We start from the raw sequence: 16,313 nt of genomic DNA, 5'->3' as shown, positions 1-16,313 counted from the left end.
GTTCCGCGATGAAGCTGGCCGTCATTGCCGGCGACGGCATCGGCCCCGAGGTCGTCGGCGAAGCCGTCAAGGTGCTCGACGCGGTGCTGCCCGGCGTGCAGAAGACGCCGTACGACCTGGGTGCGCGCCGGTACCACGCCACCGGCGAGGTGTTGCCGGACTCGGTGCTCGACGAACTACGCGAGTACGACGCGATCCTGCTCGGCGCGATCGGTGATCCGTCGGTGCCCAGCGGTGTCCTCGAACGCGGTCTGCTGTTGCGTATCCGCTTCGCCCTCGACCACCACATCAATCTGCGGCCGGGCCGGCTCTATCCCGGGGTAAGCAGTCCGCTGGCCGGTGACCCCGACATCGACTTCGTCGTCGTGCGGGAAGGCACCGAGGGCCCGTACACCGGTACGGGCGGGGCGATCCGGGTCGGGACACCGCACGAGATCGCCACCGAGGTGAGTGTCAACACGGCCTTCGGTGTGCGTCGGGTGGTGGCCGACGCGTTCGTTCGGGCCCAGCGGCGCCGCAAGCATCTGACGCTGGTGCACAAGAACAACGTGCTGACGTTCGCGGGTTCGTTGTGGTGGCGCACCGTGCAGGAGGTCGCCGCCGAATACCCGGACGTCGAAGTGGCCTACCAGCATGTCGACGCCGCCACCATCCATATGGTGACCGACCCGGGGCGGTTCGACGTGATCGTCACCGACAACCTGTTCGGCGACATCGTCACCGATCTCGCTGCCGCGGTGTGCGGCGGTATCGGCCTGGCGGCCAGCGGCAACATCGACGCGACGCGGACGAACCCGTCGATGTTCGAACCGGTGCACGGCAGCGCCCCCGACATCGCGGGGCAGGGGATCGCCGATCCGACCGCGGCGATCATGTCGGTCGCGCTGCTGCTGTCGCACGTCGGTGAGGTCGACGCCGCCGCTCGCGTCGACAAGGCAGTCGAACAGCACCTCGCCACGCGCGGCGACGAGAAGTTCTCGACTACGCAGGTCGGCGACCGGATCGCGAGCTACCTCTAGTCGTTTCGCGAGATGTCGTCCTGAGGTACAACGGGGATCGCGACCAGCGGCAGCAGCGCGCTCACCGCGAACGCCGCCGGATATCCCGCCACACCGATCAGCGCGCCGAACACCGGGGCGGCGGCCGCCGACGCCAGATGCTGAGAGGTGTTCTGAGTGCCCAGCGCCCGCCCGCTCCAGAACGGGCCGGCGATCTCCGCGATGGCGGTGAACGCCAATCCGTTGTCGGACACCGTGATCACCGAGGCGACGACCATCACGACGACGCTGACCGGTGAGCTCAGCCAGTCCGAAAGTGCGAGCAATCCCATCGACAGCGCTGCGGCGGCGGCGATCCAGCGGATCGGCCGCAACCGCTGACCCAGCCGATCAGACCAGTAACCCGCGGCGATTCGCCCGCCGGCGCCGAGTAGTTGGGCCACGGTGACGACGGCACCGGCCGAGGCCGCCGACCAGCCGCGGTCGGTCATCAACCACACGAGCGTGAACGTCCACACGACGGCCTGCGGCACGACGAGCAACACCGACACAGCGTGGATGCGCCACAGCACAGACGATCCGCGATAAGGGTTGGCCAGGTGTTCGGCCGGCGCCTCGGAACGCGGCGGCCGTGGCGGGTCGATCACCGCCACCAGGCAGATGACCGCCGAGACAGCGCAGACGATTCCCGGGAACATCAATGCCGTTGCGACGCCGTGACTTTCGGCCAGTCGCGGAATCACCAGGGCGCCGAATCCGACGCCCAGCGGCGTAGCGGTCTGGCGGATACCCATGACCAGCCCGCGCTGCTCGGGCGGAAACCAGCCGACCACCAAGCGGCCGCTGGCGGAATTGCTGCTGGCGGCGGCCATTCCGCCGAGAAGCAGGAAGGCGCCCACTGCGACCAGGGAGTCGGCGGCGGCAGCGGCAAATGCCGCAGCGGCGATCAGGGCTGACCCGACGGTGAGCACGAAACGTTCCCCCACGCGGTCGACCACGTAGCCCCACGCGATCAAGGTGAGCACCAGGCCGAAACTGGGCATCGACGACAACAGACCCGCTGCGGCCAGGTCGAGTCCGCGCTCGGTGTGCAGGGTCGGGATGAGAAATGCGGCGCCGTTGATGAAGACGTTGGCACTCGTCGTCGCGGTCAGCGCGATGCACAGCAGCGACCAGCGCCGCGCGGTGCCGATCGACTCGACGGACATCGCACCATCGTGACATATTGATCTCACAATGCTGAATCGCTGTCTCAGATATTAGGACGCCCTCGGGGAGGGAGCGGTCCGCGGTGGCCACGCCCCCGTTCACTAGGCTGACGGGCATGCGCCTTGGCCGAATCGCCAGTCCCGACGGAGTCGCGTTCGTCAGCATCGAGGGTGCGCCCGACGATCCCGACGAGGCCATCGCCAGGGAGATCGCGGAGCACCCGTTCGGCAACCCGGAGTTCACCGGCAGGCAGTGGCCGCTGGCCGACGTCCGGCTGCTCGCCCCGATCCTGGCCAGCAAGGTGGTGTGCGTCGGGAAGAACTACGCCGCGCACATCGCCGAGATGGGCGGCGGCACGTTCGACGAGCCGGTCATCTTCATGAAGCCCAACACCGCGATCGTCGGCCCGAACGTCCCTATCCAGCTGCCCGTCGACGCCGACCCCGTGCATTTCGAAGGCGAACTGGCCGTTGTGATCGGCCGGCCGTGCAAGGACGTGCCCGCCGCGCGGGCCGCCGAGAACATCCTCGGGTACACGATCGGCAACGACGTCTCGGCCCGCAATCAGCAGCAGAAAGACGGTCAGTGGACCCGCGCGAAGGGGCACGACACGTTCTGCCCGATCGGGCCATGGATCGCCACCGACGTCGACCCCACCGACCTCGCGATCCGCACGGAGGTCAACGGCTCGGTCAAGCAGGACAGCCGGACGTCGAACATGATCCACGACGTCGGCGCGATCGTGGAGTGGATCTCCCGGGTGATGACGTTGCTGCCCGGTGACCTCATCCTCACCGGCACGCCGCACGGTGTGGGCCCGATCGACGACTCCGACACGGTCAGCATCACCATCGAAGGCATCGGCACACTGACGAATCCGGTTGTGCGCAAAGGAAAACCATGACAAGCGAGAACACCGTGCGGGTACGGTTCTGTCCGTCGCCGACGGGCACGCCGCACGTCGGCCTGATCCGCACCGCACTGTTCAACTGGGCCTACGCCCGCCACACGGGCGGCACGTTCGTGTTCCGGATCGAGGACACCGATTCGGCCCGCGACTCCGAGGAGAGCTATCGCGCGCTGCTCGACGCCCTGCGCTGGCTCGGGCTCGACTGGGACGAGGGGCCCGAAGTCGGTGGGCCGTACGGACCCTATCGGCAGTCCGAGCGACTCGACCTCTACCGCGACGTCATCGCCCGGCTCCTCGAGACCGGTGAGGCGTACGAATCGTTCTCCACACCTGAGGAAGTCGAAGCGCGCCATCTCGCTGCCGGGCGCAACCCGAAACTGGGTTATGACAACTTCGATCGGGACCTCACCGAAGAACAGCGTACGGCGTTCCGCGCCGAAGGCAGGCGGGCGGTCGTGCGGTTGAAGATGCCGCATGAAGACATCGGCTGGCACGACCTGGTGCGCGGGCAGACCACGTTCCCGGCGGGTTCGGTGCCCGACTTCGCGTTGACCCGCGGCACCGGGGAACCGTTGTACACGTTGGTGAATCCTGTCGACGACGCGCTGATGAAGATCACCCACGTGTTACGCGGTGAAGACCTGCTGCCCTCGACCACGCGCCAGATCGCGTTGTACCAGGCGCTGATACGGATCGGGGTTGCCGACCGCATTCCCGAGTTCGCCCATCTGCCAAGTGTTCTGGGCGACGGCAACAAGAAGCTGTCCAAGCGTGACCCGCAGTCCAATCTGTTCCTGCACCGCGAGCGCGGCTTCATCCCCGAGGGGCTGTTGAACTACCTGGCGCTGCTCGGGTGGGGCATCGCCGAGGACCGCGACGTGTTCAGCCTCGACGAGATGGTGGCCGCCTTCGACGTCGCCGACGTCAACTCGAATCCGGCCCGGTTCGACCAGAAGAAGGCCGACGCGCTGAACGCCGAACACATCCGCCTGCTGGATGCGCAAGACTTCACGGCCCGACTGGGTGCGTTCTTCGCCGAGCAGGGTCACGACACGGGCCTCGACGAGAAGCGGTTCGCCGAGGCCGCGGCCCTGGTGCAGACCCGCATCGTGGTGCTCGGCGACGCATGGGATCTGTTGAAGTTCCTCAACGACGACGAGTTCACGCTCGACGAGAAGTCCGCGGGCAAGGAGTTGCGCGCTGAGGCCGTTCCGGTGCTCGAGGCAGCGCTGAGCGCGCTCGAACGAACCGCTGACTGGACCACCGCGGCGATCGAGGCGGCCCTGAAGGAGGCCCTGCTCGATGGGCTGGGGCTCAAGCCGCGCAAGGCTTTCGGACCCATCCGCGTCGCGGCCACCGGTGCCTCGGTCAGCCCACCGCTTTTCGAATCGCTTGACCTGTTGGGCCGCGAGCGCAGCCTGGCCCGGCTGCGCGCCGGCCGAGAGCACGCCGCGGCCCAGGCGTGAGTAGCGCCCGGGCGTGAAAAGGGGCCCGAGAATCTTTGGTAGTCTGCACGTCGGTCCGAAACCACGCGCGGCGCGCTCCGCTCGTTGCGCGTGAGGACCGAATTGGTCCCGTGACCTGCGGTTATGGGTGCCAGTGGGGTATGGTGTAATTGGCAACACAGCTGATTCTGGTTCAGCCATTCTAGGTTCGAGTCCTGGTACCCCAGCCACTGACCGTGATTAGGCCGGCAATTCTCGCTGAGATATGCTGGCCATCCGGAAACCAGTTCTAGCCCCCGTCGTCTAGCGGCCTAGGACGCCGCCCTCTCACGGCGGTAGCGTGGGTTCGAATCCCATCGGGGGTACAAATCTTCCTCAAAGTCGGCGAGTCAGTGCGTCGGCGGCGGCCAACAAATCCGCCGCCCAGCGCGCGCCCGGCCTGCGGCCCATCCGGTCGATCGGGCCCGACACCGAAACGGCGGCGATGACCGTTCCCCGTCCGTCTCGTACCGGTGCAGAGACACTCGCCACCCCGGCTTCGCGTTCCGCGGCGCTCTGCGCCCAGCCGCGCTTGCGCACCTCGGCGAGGGTGCGCTCGGTGAACTTAGCCGTTGGCAGCACCGCCTGTTGCGTTGCGGCGTCCGCGTACGCCAGCAGCACCTTGGCGCCCGAACCGGCCGTCATGGGCAACCGGCTGCCGACCGGCACGGTGTCGCGCAACCCGGCCGGCGGTTCCAGTGCGGCCACACAGATCCGGGCAGAGCCCTCGCGGCGGTAAAGCTGCACGCTCTCACCGGTGATCTCCCGCAACCGGGGCAACACCACCGCGCCCGCGGCCACGAGCGGATCGTTGACCTGGCCGGCCAGTTCGGTCAGGGCGGGACCGAGTCGCCAGCGGCCGTCACCGTTGCGGGTGAGAAGACGGTGGGTCTCCAGCCCAGCGGCCAGGCGGTGTGCGGTGGCGCGGGGTAGACCCGTCCGTTCGCACAGTTCGGCGAGCCCGCACGGCGACTCCGCCACTGCGTGCAGGACGCACACGGCTTTGTCCAAGACGCCGATGCCGCTATCCTGTCTCACAAGGAGATACTAACTTCCCAGATTGTGAGATAGTCAAGATGTCGTCCGAAGATTCGAGCACCGCGCGGGCCGAGCGGCCCCGCACGATGGCCGAGAAGGTGTGGGCCGATCACGTCGTCGTCGAGGGTGGCGGTGAGGGCGCTGCGCGCGAACCCGATCTGATCTACATCGACCTGCACCTCGTGCACGAGGTGACCAGTCCGCAGGCCTTCGACGGGTTGCGGTTGGCCGGCCGGCCGGTGCGCCGACCCGACCTGACGATCGCCACCGAAGACCACAATGTGCCGACCGTCGACATCGACAAGCCGATCGCCGACCCTGTTTCGCGCACGCAAGTCGAGACGCTGCGCCGCAACTGTGCAGAGTTCGGCATCCGGCTGCACCCGATGGGCGACGCCGAACAGGGCATCGTGCACATCATCGGACCGCAGCTCGGCCTGACGCAGCCGGGCATGACCGTCGTCTGCGGCGACAGCCACACCTCCACGCACGGCGCGTTCGGCGCGCTGGCGATGGGCATCGGCACCTCGGAGGTCGAGCACGTGCTCGCAACGCAGACGTTGCCGTTGCGTCCGTTCAAGACCATGGCGGTCAACGTCGACGGTGAACTTCCCGACGGGGTCAGCGCGAAAGACATCATCCTCGCCGTGATCGCGAAGATCGGCACGGGCGGCGGTCAGGGACACGTCATCGAATACCGTGGCAGCGCCATCGAATCGCTGTCGATGGAAGGCCGCATGACGATCTGCAACATGAGCATCGAGGCCGGTGCGCGCGCCGGAATGGTGGCACCCGACGACACCACCTTCGAATTCCTGCGCGGACGCCCGCACGCGCCGCAAGGTGCTCAGTGGGATGAAGCGGTCACCGCATGGCGCCGGCTGCGCACAGACGACGGCGCCGAATTCGACACCGAGGTCTACATCGACGCCGCATCGCTGAGCCCGTTCGTCACCTGGGGTACCAACCCCGGACAGGGAGTTCCGCTGTCCGACTCCGTGCCCGACCCGGAGTTGATGTTCGACGACGGTGAACGCCAAGCGGCCGAAAAAGCGTTGGCGTACATGGACCTTCGGCCCGGTACGGCGATGCGTGACGTCGCGGTCGACACCGTTTTCGTCGGCTCGTGCACCAACGGCCGGATCGAGGATCTGCGGGTGGTCGCCGAGGTGCTGCAGGGCCGCAAGGTGGCCGACGGCGTGCGGATGCTGGTCGTGCCCGGGTCCATGCGCGTGCGCGCACAGGCCGAATCCGAAGGCCTCGGCGACATATTCGAAGCTTCCGGGGCCGAGTGGCGCCAGGCCGGCTGTTCGATGTGCCTGGGCATGAATCCCGACCAACTGTCGCCGGGCCAGCGTTGCGCGTCGACGTCCAACCGCAATTTCGAGGGCAGGCAAGGCAAGGGCGGCCGCACCCATCTGGTGTCGCCGGCCGTCGCCGCCGCGACCGCGGTCCGCGGCACGCTGTCCTCACCCGCAGACCTGATCCGATAGGAGCGCAAGCCATGCAGGCTTTCCACACCCACACCGGCATCGGCGTCCCGCTGCGTCGGTCCAATGTCGACACCGACCAGATCATCCCGGCGGTCTACCTGAAGCGGGTCACCCGAACAGGTTTCGAGGACGGCTTGTTCGCCGCGTGGCGCAACGATCCGTCATTCGTGTTGAACCTGCCACCGTTCGACAAGGGATCGGTTTTGGTCGCCGGTCCCGATTTCGGCACCGGGTCGTCGCGCGAACATGCGGTGTGGGCGCTCATGGATTACGGGTTCCGGGTCGTCATCTCGTCGCGCTTCGCCGATATCTTTCGGGGCAATGCGGGCAAGGCCGGCCTCCTGGCGGCAGAGATATCGCAAGATGATGTCGAAATTTTATGGAAGCTCATAGAAGAGCAGCCAGGCATGGAAATCACTGTGAATCTTCAAGATCGGACCATCACCGCAGGAACGGTCATGGTGCCGTTCAGGATTGACGATTACACCGCCTGGCGATTGCTCGAAGGACTCGACGATATAGGCCTTACGCTGCGCAAATGCGAACAAATCGAGGCGTATGAAGTGGGCAGGCCGGACTGGAAGCCGCATACTCAGCCGACGGCGGGCACAGCCGCCGGCGGGTAGGAATCGCCCCGCCGGACCCGGTTCACCGGGGTGCCTTCAGGACGTCAAGGGGGGCAAGAAAGTTCGCTGGCGACGCCTGAAATTGCGCGTGGCTCTTGGAAATCAATGGGGAATGGGTTTACCGTGTCCTCTAGTCGGTCCAAAGAGGGCCACTGGTTTCCGGAGGTTATGCATGAACAAAGCAGAGCTCATCGACGTACTCACGGAGAAAATGGGCTCGGATCGTCGGTCGGCTACCGCCGCGGTGGAGAACGTCGTTGACACCATCGTGCGTGCGGTTCACAAGGGTGACAGCGTCACCATTACCGGCTTCGGCGTTTTCGAACAGCGCCGCCGCGCAGCACGCGTCGCGCGTAACCCGCGCACCGGCGAGACCGTGAGGGTCAAGCCCACCTCCGTGCCGGCGTTCCGGCCCGGCGCACAGTTCAAAGCCGTTGTCTCTGGGGCACAGCGCCTCCCGGCGGAAGGACCAGCAGTGAAGAGAGGCGTCACCTCGGGAGGAACCGCCCGCAAGGCCGCGAAGAAGTCGCCCGCCAAGAAGTCCGCGGCGAAGAAGGCTCCGGCCAAGAAGGCCGCGACCAAGCGGACGGCGGCGAAGAAGACCGCCGCCAAGAAGGCGCCGGCCAAGAAGGCCGCGACCAAGCGGACAGCGGCGAAGAAGACCGCCGCCAAGAAGGCGCCGGCCAAGAAGTCCGCGGCGAAGAAGGCTCCGGCCAAGAAGGCCGCGACCAAGCGGACTGCCGCCAAGAAGACCGCGGCGAAGAAGGCTCCGGCCAAGAAGTCCGCTACCAAGCGCGGCCGCAAGTAGTTTCCAACGGAAACGCCGTGGGTCATCGGGACCCACGGCGTTTCTGTGCCTAAAGCATCTCCCGCCCAACGTCTTCGGGCGCCTGACTTGGATTCATCAGGGCGTGGTCACTTGAGCGCCAGTGGGCTGTCGATGTGGTCGGCGGCGATCAGCCGTCCGCGAGACAGCGACATCACCCATGTACTGCCCTTGCGATTGCGTGACTTGTCGGGCCGCACGCCGTCGCGTGCACACCACCACTCGATCAGGTCCGGGATCACCTTGCCCTGCGTGCAGATCGCGGGCGTGCCTGGCATGTCAGCGATCTCCAGGAAACGTTGCCGGGCCGCCTTGCGGTTCTCGGCGTAGGCTTCCTCGGTCAGCAGCGCGTCGCTGTGGATCGCGGTGCCGAGTTCGTCGGCCAACGGTTCCAGCGTCGACGCGCACCGCACACGGTCCGCGGCGTACAGGTGCTCGGCACCGAACGCGAGCAGCACTCCGACGAGCGACTCGGCCTGCGCCCGGCCGTTCTTGTCCAGCGGCCGTTTGCGATCGTCGCCTTTGAAACGCGACTTGCTCCCGGCGGTCGCGTGGCGCACGATCAGCACCGTCTTGGTGTCGACGGGGTGCTTCATTAAGCGCCGCAACACCTTTCGGTCATACGGGTAGTCCAGTTGCTTGAGCGCCGCGGAAACCGGTAGCCACTTGAGCTCGTCCACCTCGTCGTTGGGCTGGAACTCGCCGTGGCTCTGACGGGCCGCCCAGTAGCGCACCTTCTTCTTCTTGCCGTTGTCGACCGGATAACTCACCGAAGTCAGCCGCCTGCCGAGGACCGCGGTGTAGCCGGTCTCCTCTCGCACTTCGCGGATCGCGGTGACGGGTTCGGTCTCGCCCGGGTCGACTTTGCCTTTGGGCAGCGACCAGTCGTCGTAGCGGGGGCGATGGATGAGCGCGATCTCGGGTGAATCGGGGTCCGAATCGGGCCGCCACAACACCGCGCCGGCAGCTCGCACCGTCGTCGACGCAGGGTCGGTCTGTGAACTGTGCTTCGGCACCTCAACTCCTGCAGATCATTCCGGGCAGCCACGGCATTTGCCGCCGGACGGCAAGCGCGGTCCTGACGGTCACGGTTGCCGGCGGCGTTCCATCAACGACACCTGATGGTCGCGGACGGTTTGGCCTTCGTGCGGCGACGCCGTCCACTTACCGTCCACGCCCAACTCCCAGCATCGGGTGGCCGGGTCCATCGCGGACTCGAAGATGTCGTCCAGTTGCGCTTTCAGCCTCGGATCCTTCACTTCGGCCATCACCTCGACCCGTCGGTCGAGATTACGATGCATCATGTCGGCGCTACCGATCCAGAACTCGTCGATGGCGCGGAAGTGAATGATCCGTGAATGCTCCAGGAACCGGCCGAGAATCGACCGGACGACGATGTTGTCGGAGTACCCCTGCGCATGTGGGCGCAGCGCGCAGATACCCCGGACCACCACCTCGACCCGCACACCCGCCTGGGAGGCGCGGTACAGGGCGTCGATCACCTGCTCGTCGACCAATGCGTTGGCTTTCAGCCGGATCCGGCCCTCGGCACCGTCGCCGGCCGCGGCGATCTCGCGTTCGATGCGCTCGATGATTCCCCTGCGGACACCCTGCGGAGCGACCAGAAGATTGCGGTAGGAATCCTTGCGGGAGTAGCCCGTGAGCGAGTTGAACAGGTCGGTGAGGTCGGCGCCGATGTCGGGCGCGGCGGTCAGCAGGCCGATGTCCTCGTACAGCCGTGCGGTTTTCGGGTTGTAGTTGCCGGTGCCGATATGGCAGTAGCGGCGGATCAGCGACCCTTCGCGTCGGACCACCAGACACGTCTTGCAGTGGGTCTTGAGGCCCACGAGCCCGTAGACGACATGCACGCCCGCACGCTCCAGCGCGCGGGCCCACTTGATGTTGGCCTGCTCGTCGAACCGGGCCTTGATCTCGACCAGCGCAACGACCTGCTTGCCCGCCGCGGCAGCGTCGATGAGCGCGTTGACGATTGGCGAGTCACCCGAGGTGCGGTACAGCGTCTGTTTGATCGCCAACACGTTCGGGTCGGCGGCGGCCTGCTCGATGAACCGTTGCACCGTGGTGGAGAACGAGTCGTACGGGTGGTGCACGAGCACGTCGCCGTCGCGCAGCGTGGCGAAGATGCTCTTCGGTGTCTCGCGTTCCCCGAACGCCGGCGGGGTGGCGGGCACGAACGGCCGGTCCTTCAGCGCCGGGCGGTCGAGATCGTAGACCTGCCACAGCGAGGACAGATCGAGCAGTCCGGGAACCTCGATGACGTCACCCGGCGCGACGTCGAGTTCGCGCAGCAGCAGCTCGAGCATGCTCTCGGTCATGTCGTCGGAGACCTCCAGCCGGACCGGCGAACCGAACCGGCGGCGAGCCAACTCGCGTTCGAGCGCCTGCAGGAGGTCTTCGTCCCGGTCCTCTTCGACCTCGAAATCTGCGTTGCGCGTTATCCGGAACGCATGGTGCTCGACGATTTCCAGGCCGGGGAACAGGACCGTGAGAAAGGCCGCGATCAGCTCCTCCATGGGCAGGAAACGCACAACCTGTGAATCGCCTTCGGGCGGGCCGAGTTCCAGGAAGCGATCGACGTTGTCGGGCACCTTGATCCGGGCGAAGTGCTGGCCGCCGTCATCGGGATGCTTCACCGTGATCGCCAGGTTCAGGCTCAGCCCGCTGACGAACGGGAACGGGTGCGCCGGATCGACCGCGAGCGGGGTCAGCACCGGGAACACCTGCTCGTAGAAGTAGGTCGACAACCGCGTGCGTTCGGACTCGTCGAGTTCGGCCCACGTGACGATCACGATGCCTTCGTCGGCCAGGGCCGGGCGCACGGCGTCGAGGAACACGTGCGCATGCCGATCGGCCAGGTGCTGGGTGCGTTCGTTGATGCGACGCAGCTGTTCGCGCGGCGACAGGCCGTCGGCCGAGCGCACCGACAACCCCATCTCGTCGCGCCGCTTCAGGCCCGCGACCCGCACCATGTAGAACTCGTCGAGGTTCGACGCGAAGATCGCCAGGAATTTCGCCCGCTCCAGCAACGGCAACGACGGGTCGGCGGCGAGCGCCAGGACGCGGGCGTTGAAATCGAGCCAACTCAGTTCGCGGTTGAGGTAGCGGTCTTCGGGAAGCGCGTTTTCGATCGCGGGTGAGGTGGCTGCGGGGGGCGCCTCGGGCGCCGAGTCGCCCGAGTCTGCCGCGGTCGGCCGGACGCTCGCGGCCACCGAGTCGGCGTCGCTGTCACGAACGTGGGTCCCGGTTTCCGTCATGCTTCTAGATGATTCCTTATCCGCCGGGGATCGTGCCACCGCGAACAGATCGGCTCAGCCGCTCGCGTCGATCGCCGCCATGGTCGCCGCGCCGACTCCGAGGCGTCGTGCGACCGACAGGTCCTCGGGTGTGTCGATGTCGCACCGCAGCCCAGGCCACGCTCCCGTCAGCTCGATGGCACCGGAATCCCGGTGGCGCCGAGCGGAGTCTGCGCCGAAGCGCGGGTCCAACCCGACACCGAACGAGAAGAGAGCAGAGGTACCGGTGCCGTGTCTGTCCCCGACGAAGCTGCGCTGGTGACCGCGGGCGGCCGCGACCGCCGCGCCGAGTTCGTCCGGCTGCAGGGCCGGCAAGTCACCCTGCAGCACAACGACATTGGGCGTTTCACGGCGAACCTCAGTCTCGGCGGCGGCGATCGCGTTGTTCAGCGGGTCGTGGTGACCGTCGGGGGTCGGGTCGGCGAGCACCCGCGCACCGAGCCGGACCGCGGCGCCGGCGGCAGTGTCGTCGGGGGTGACGACGGTGATCGCGTGCACGGCGGGCACCGCGGACGCGGCCGTGATCGTGTCGATCAGCATCGCCAGCACCAACCGCTCGCGCTGCGGCGCGGGAAAGACCGGTGCCAGGCGGGTCTTGGCGGCGCCGAGCCGTTTCACCGCGATCACCAACCCGATGCCGGCTTCCGGTGACCCGCTCATGTGCGTCATCCTGCCAGCAGGCCGCTCCAGGCTAGGCTGATGGCGTGGTCGAGGCAGCGGTATTGGGCGCCGGTGCGTGGGGCAGCGCATTGGCCAAGGTCCTTGCCGATGCCGGCAACGAGGTTCGCCTCTGGGCACGCCGTCCCGAGTTGGCCGACGAGATCAACGCCACCGGTCGCAACTCGTCGTATCTCGGTGACGCCGAGTTGCCGAAGACGATCCGCGCCACCAGCGATGCGGCCGAGGCACTCGACGGCGCCTGCACGGTGTTGCTGGCCGTGCCCGCCCAGACGTTGCGGACCAACCTGGAGCAGTGGCCGGGCCTGCTCGGCGACGACGTCACCATGGTCAGCCTGGCCAAGGGCATCGAACTCGACACGCTCATGCGCATGAGCCAGGTGATCGTGCAGGTCACCGGCGCCGATCCGGCGCGGGTCGCGGTGGTCACCGGTCCCAACCTCGCCAGTGAGATCGCCGACGAGCAGCCGGCGGCCACCGTCGTCGCGTGCAGCGACTCGGGGCGTGCCGTCGCGCTCCAGCGGGCGCTGTCGACCGGATACTTCCGGCCCTACACCAACGCCGACGTCATCGGTGCGGAGGTGGGTGGCGCATGCAAGAACGTGATCGCGCTGGCGTCCGGCATGGCGACAGGAGCCGGGCTGGGGGAGAACACCGCGGCCGCCATCATCACGCGTGGCCTGGCCGAGATCATGCGGCTCGGAATTGCGTTGGGCGCCAAGCCCGCCACGCTCGCCGGTCTGGCGGGGGTGGGCGACCTGATCGCGACATGCACATCGGTGCACTCGCGCAATCGCAGCTTCGGCGAGCGGCTCGGTCGCGGCGGGACGATGGAATCGGCGATGCGCGCGACCGGTGGCCACGTCGCCGAGGGTGTCGCATCGTGCGAATCGGTGCTGGCGCTTGCCGAAAGCTACGACGTCGAGATGCCGCTCACCGACGCCGTCTTCCGGGTGTGCCACAAGGGATTGTCGGTCGACGAGGCCGTCGTGCTGCTGCTCGGACGCACCACCAAACCGGAGTGACCGGTGGACGGTCAGTACGGTGACTCCACTCGCAGCGTCAAAGCCGTTGCCTCCGAGGTGATTCCAGGCCGGCCGGTGGCGCCGTCACCGGTGCCGGCAGCCACGTTCCACCTGTCGCCCGAGCAGGTCGATTCGCTGGACGCCTACGGCCGCAACTCGAATCCGAACTGGCGCCAGTTGGAGTCGGCGCTCGCCCGACTCGAGGGCGCGACCGAGGCGTTGGCGTTCGGCTCTGGTATGGCGGCCATTTCGTCGGTGCTGCGAGTGCTGGCCAAGCCCGGCAGCACGCTCGTCATCCCCGCCGACGGCTACTACCAGGTTCGCCGGTACGCCTCGGAATACCTTGCCGCCCAAGGGGTGCATGTCATAGCGGCGCCCAGCCGCGACATGTGCGCGGCGTCGGCCGACGCCCACGTGGTGCTCGCCGAGAGTCCAGCCAATCCGGGGTTGGACGTGGTGGATCTGCACCAGCTGGCGATGCAGTGCCGGCGCCGCGGCGCAACGCTCGTCGTCGACAACACCACCGCCACCCCGCTCGGTCAGCAACCGCTTTCGCTGGGTGCCGACGTCGTCGTGGCCAGCGCGACCAAGGCCCTGTCAGGCCACAGTGACCTGCTCGCCGGTTACGTCGCCGGCAGTCACTCCGACCTGATGGCCGCAGTGGCGCGCGAACGGCTCCTGTCGGGCGCCATCCTCGGCGCGTTCGAGGCATGGCTGCTGCTGCGCAGCCTCGGTACGGCCGGGCTGCGATTCCAGCGGCAATGCCACAACGCGGCGGCGCTCGCGGTGATGCTGAACGCCCATCCGGCCGTGCGCAGCGTGCGGTATCCCGGCCTGCCCGACGACCCGTCCCATCGCATCGCCTGCTCGCAGATGAAGCGGTTCGGCGGTCTGATCGCCGTCGAGCTGGCCGACGCCGCGGCCGTGCACGCCCTGGTCGAGCGCAGCGCACTGCTGATCGCCGCGACGAGCTTCGGCGGCATCCACACATCGGTGGACCGGCGCGCCCGCTGGGGCGACGAGGTCGCCGAAGGCTTCGCGCGAATCTCGCTGGGCATCGAGGACACCGACGACCTGATCGCCGATGTCGAGCGGGCGCTGGGCTGAAACCGCAGCGCCGGATATGGGAAGACCCGTTGCGGAGCCGGACGGTAGCGTCTTCAGGTTGTGACTGCCCCAAATGACTCCGGAACCGCCCGGCCGGCCGCCTCTGGCCGCATGCCGGGGCGCGTCCGGGTCGCTGTGGTCTACGGCGGACGCAGCCCGGAACACGCGATCTCCTGCGTCTCGGCTGGCAGCATCCTGCGCAACCTCGACCCCGCGCGATTCGACGTCGTCGCGGTGGGCATCACGCCCGACGGGGCGTGGATCCTGACCGACGCCGACCCCGACACGCTCGCGATCACCGACGGCCGCCTGCCGGAGGTCACCGCCGCGTCGGGCACCGAGCTGGCATTGGCCGCCGATCCCGGCCGGCGTGGGCAGTTGCTGTCGCTCGGTGAGGCGGCCGGGGAACTGCTGGCCGCGGTCGACGTGGTGTTCCCGGTGCTGCACGGGCCGTACGGCGAAGACGGCACGATCCAGGGTCTGCTGGAGCTCGCCGGGGTCCCCTATGTCGGGGCCGGCGTGCTGGCCAGCGCTGCGGCGATGGACAAGGAGTTCACCAAGAAGCTGCTGTCCGCCGCCGGGTTGCCGATCGGCGACCAGGAGGTGCTGCGCTCGCGTCAGCGCACGCTGAGCATCGAGGCCCGCGAGCGCCTCGGCCTGCCCGTCTTCGTCAAGCCCGCGCGCGGGGGCTCGTCCATCGGTGTCAGCCGGGTCACGGCATGGGATCAGTTGCCGTCGGCGATCGAGCAAGCCCGCAGACACGACCCGAAGGTGATCGTCGAAGCCGCGATGCCGGGCCGCGAACTGGAGTGCGGTGTGCTGGAGTTCCCCGACGGGCGCGTGGAGGCGAGCACGGTCGGCGAGATCCGGGTCGCCGGTGTGCGGGGTCGCGAGGACGGTTTCTACGATTTCGCGACGAAGTACCTCGAGGACGCCGCTGAACTCGATGTGCCCGCCAAGGTCGACGACGACGTCGCCGACACCGTGCGCGCGTTGGCGATCCGGGCCTTCGACGCGATCGACTGCCAGGGACTGGCCCGCGTCGACTTCTTCCTCACCGAGGACGGCCCGGTCATCAACGAGGTCAACACCATGCCGGGGTTCACCAAGATCTCGATGTATCCGCGGATGTGGGCGGCCAGCGGCGTTGACTATCCGGCCTTGTTGGCCACCATGGTCGAGACCGCGCTCAAGCGGGGCACCGGCCTGCGCTGACTTCCCATCATCTGACGGGTGCCGGATCGACGGGCTTGGCGGGCAACGACTTTGCGATGACGGCGGAGAGCTGCTGGATAGCCGTCGGCCCCGAACCCGGTGGCATCGTCAGCGCGACGTACACGCCGCGGTCGACGGCAAACCAGGTGCTGCGCTGTTGTTCGGCGGGCAGCTCGTCGGAGCCTGCCTCGCCCACCCGGAACCACTGCACGTCGTCGACACCCTGCAACGGTGTCCCGACGACGAACTCGGCGGGGCGGTCCACTCCGCAGCGCAGGACGACCGGTTCGGCGTCGCCACCGGCCCGCCACGCCGCAGCACCTTGCGGAGCGGGTTCGGCCAGTTGGGCGCGGGCGAGGTCGCCGAGTTTGTCGGGTAGTGCGGCGGTCA

At 67.6% G+C, this 16,313-nt stretch carries 15 protein-coding genes and 2 tRNA genes; 11 read left to right on the top strand and 6 right to left on the bottom strand.

Features of this window, described 5'->3' with window-relative positions:
* The first annotated feature begins 8 nt into the window (after positions 1-8).
* The gene (locus A5663_RS21805; RefSeq protein WP_068153849.1) at positions 9-1,019 is read left to right on the top strand and encodes a 3-isopropylmalate dehydrogenase; all 1,011 of its coding nucleotides are present in this window, start codon (positions 9-11) and stop codon (positions 1,017-1,019) included.
* On the opposite strand, the gene A5663_RS21800 is transcribed toward A5663_RS21805, so the two are convergent.
* Positions 1,016-2,206 carry an MFS transporter gene (locus tag A5663_RS21800; protein WP_068153810.1) on the bottom strand — a complete coding sequence of 397 codons (1,191 nt, stop codon included), beginning with the start codon at positions 2,204-2,206 and terminating at the stop codon, positions 1,016-1,018. The genes A5663_RS21805 and A5663_RS21800 overlap by 4 nt on opposite strands.
* Positions 2,207-2,322: 116 nt before the next feature.
* Here A5663_RS21800 and A5663_RS21795 point away from each other — a divergent pair, with 116 nt between their 5' ends.
* The 4 genes from A5663_RS21795 (at position 2,323) to A5663_RS21780 (ending at position 4,927) form a co-directional block, all read left to right on the top strand.
* Entirely contained in the window at positions 2,323-3,111 is a 789-nt protein-coding gene (locus tag A5663_RS21795) for a fumarylacetoacetate hydrolase family protein (protein ID WP_068153809.1), read from the top strand.
* Positions 3,108-4,583 carry a glutamate--tRNA ligase gene (gene gltX, locus A5663_RS21790; protein ID WP_068153808.1) on the top strand — a complete coding sequence of 492 codons (1,476 nt, stop codon included), beginning with the start codon at positions 3,108-3,110 and terminating at the stop codon, positions 4,581-4,583. Before A5663_RS21795 ends, gltX begins: the two co-directional genes overlap by 4 nt.
* A gap of 134 nt (positions 4,584-4,717) precedes the next feature.
* Positions 4,718-4,792, top strand: a tRNA-Gln gene (locus tag A5663_RS21785).
* 62 nt (positions 4,793-4,854) lie between these two features.
* Positions 4,855-4,927 (top strand) — tRNA-Glu (locus A5663_RS21780).
* 10 nt (positions 4,928-4,937) lie between these two features.
* Here the strand turns inward: A5663_RS21780 and A5663_RS21775 are convergent.
* Positions 4,938-5,639 (bottom strand): IclR family transcriptional regulator, encoded by a 702-nt coding sequence (locus tag A5663_RS21775; RefSeq protein ID WP_068153807.1) that lies wholly within the window; start codon positions 5,637-5,639, stop codon positions 4,938-4,940.
* Positions 5,640-5,677: 38 nt separating this feature from the next.
* Between A5663_RS21775 and leuC the strand changes: the two genes are divergently transcribed.
* From leuC to A5663_RS21760, 3 genes are all read left to right on the top strand, one after another.
* Positions 5,678-7,132, top strand: a complete 1,455-nt coding sequence (leuC, locus tag A5663_RS21770; RefSeq protein ID WP_068153806.1) for a 3-isopropylmalate dehydratase large subunit — start codon at positions 5,678-5,680, stop codon at positions 7,130-7,132.
* An 11-nt stretch (positions 7,133-7,143) separates the two neighbouring features.
* Complete coding sequence (leuD, locus tag A5663_RS21765) at positions 7,144-7,758, top strand: 3-isopropylmalate dehydratase small subunit (RefSeq protein ID WP_068153805.1); 615 nt, start codon at positions 7,144-7,146, stop codon at positions 7,756-7,758.
* Between the two features lie 172 nt (positions 7,759-7,930).
* The gene (locus A5663_RS21760; RefSeq protein ID WP_068153804.1) at positions 7,931-8,566 is read left to right on the top strand and encodes an HU family DNA-binding protein; all 636 of its coding nucleotides are present in this window, start codon (positions 7,931-7,933) and stop codon (positions 8,564-8,566) included.
* Between the two features lie 107 nt (positions 8,567-8,673).
* Here A5663_RS21760 and A5663_RS21755 read toward each other — a convergent pair whose 3' ends face one another.
* From A5663_RS21755 to cofC, 3 genes are all read right to left on the bottom strand, one after another.
* Positions 8,674-9,600, bottom strand: a complete 927-nt coding sequence (locus A5663_RS21755) for a bifunctional NUDIX hydrolase/histidine phosphatase family protein (RefSeq protein ID WP_068153803.1) — start codon at positions 9,598-9,600, stop codon at positions 8,674-8,676.
* Between the two features lie 69 nt (positions 9,601-9,669).
* Positions 9,670-11,859: an RNA degradosome polyphosphate kinase gene (locus tag A5663_RS21750; RefSeq protein ID WP_068153802.1), complete on the bottom strand. Its 2,190-nt coding sequence runs from the start codon at positions 11,857-11,859 to the stop codon at positions 9,670-9,672.
* Between the two features lie 54 nt (positions 11,860-11,913).
* Positions 11,914-12,558 (bottom strand): 2-phospho-L-lactate guanylyltransferase, encoded by a 645-nt coding sequence (cofC, locus tag A5663_RS21745; protein WP_068153801.1) that lies wholly within the window; start codon positions 12,556-12,558, stop codon positions 11,914-11,916.
* Positions 12,559-12,602: 44 nt separating this feature from the next.
* Between cofC and A5663_RS21740 the strand changes: the two genes are divergently transcribed.
* From A5663_RS21740 to A5663_RS21730, 3 genes are all read left to right on the top strand, one after another.
* Positions 12,603-13,601, top strand: a complete 999-nt coding sequence (locus A5663_RS21740) for an NAD(P)H-dependent glycerol-3-phosphate dehydrogenase (RefSeq protein ID WP_068153800.1) — start codon at positions 12,603-12,605, stop codon at positions 13,599-13,601.
* Positions 13,602-13,604: 3 nt separating this feature from the next.
* Positions 13,605-14,708 carry a cystathionine gamma-lyase gene (locus tag A5663_RS21735; RefSeq protein ID WP_068153799.1) on the top strand — a complete coding sequence of 368 codons (1,104 nt, stop codon included), beginning with the start codon at positions 13,605-13,607 and terminating at the stop codon, positions 14,706-14,708.
* 111 nt (positions 14,709-14,819) lie between these two features.
* Complete coding sequence (locus tag A5663_RS21730; RefSeq protein WP_068153798.1) at positions 14,820-15,923, top strand: D-alanine--D-alanine ligase family protein; 1,104 nt, start codon at positions 14,820-14,822, stop codon at positions 15,921-15,923.
* A 7-nt stretch (positions 15,924-15,930) separates the two neighbouring features.
* Here the strand turns inward: A5663_RS21730 and A5663_RS21725 are convergent.
* Positions 15,931-16,313, bottom strand: a 383-nt coding sequence (locus A5663_RS21725) for a DUF3515 domain-containing protein (RefSeq protein WP_068153797.1), incomplete at its 5' end; no start/stop codon positions are given.

The organism is Mycobacterium sp. E740 (genome assembly GCF_001672895.1).
In the GTDB taxonomy this organism is placed as follows: Bacteria; Actinomycetota; Actinomycetes; order Mycobacteriales; family Mycobacteriaceae; genus Mycobacterium.
Note: the sequence above shows the minus strand (reverse complement) of the source record. Positions and strands in the feature narration are given on the sequence as shown.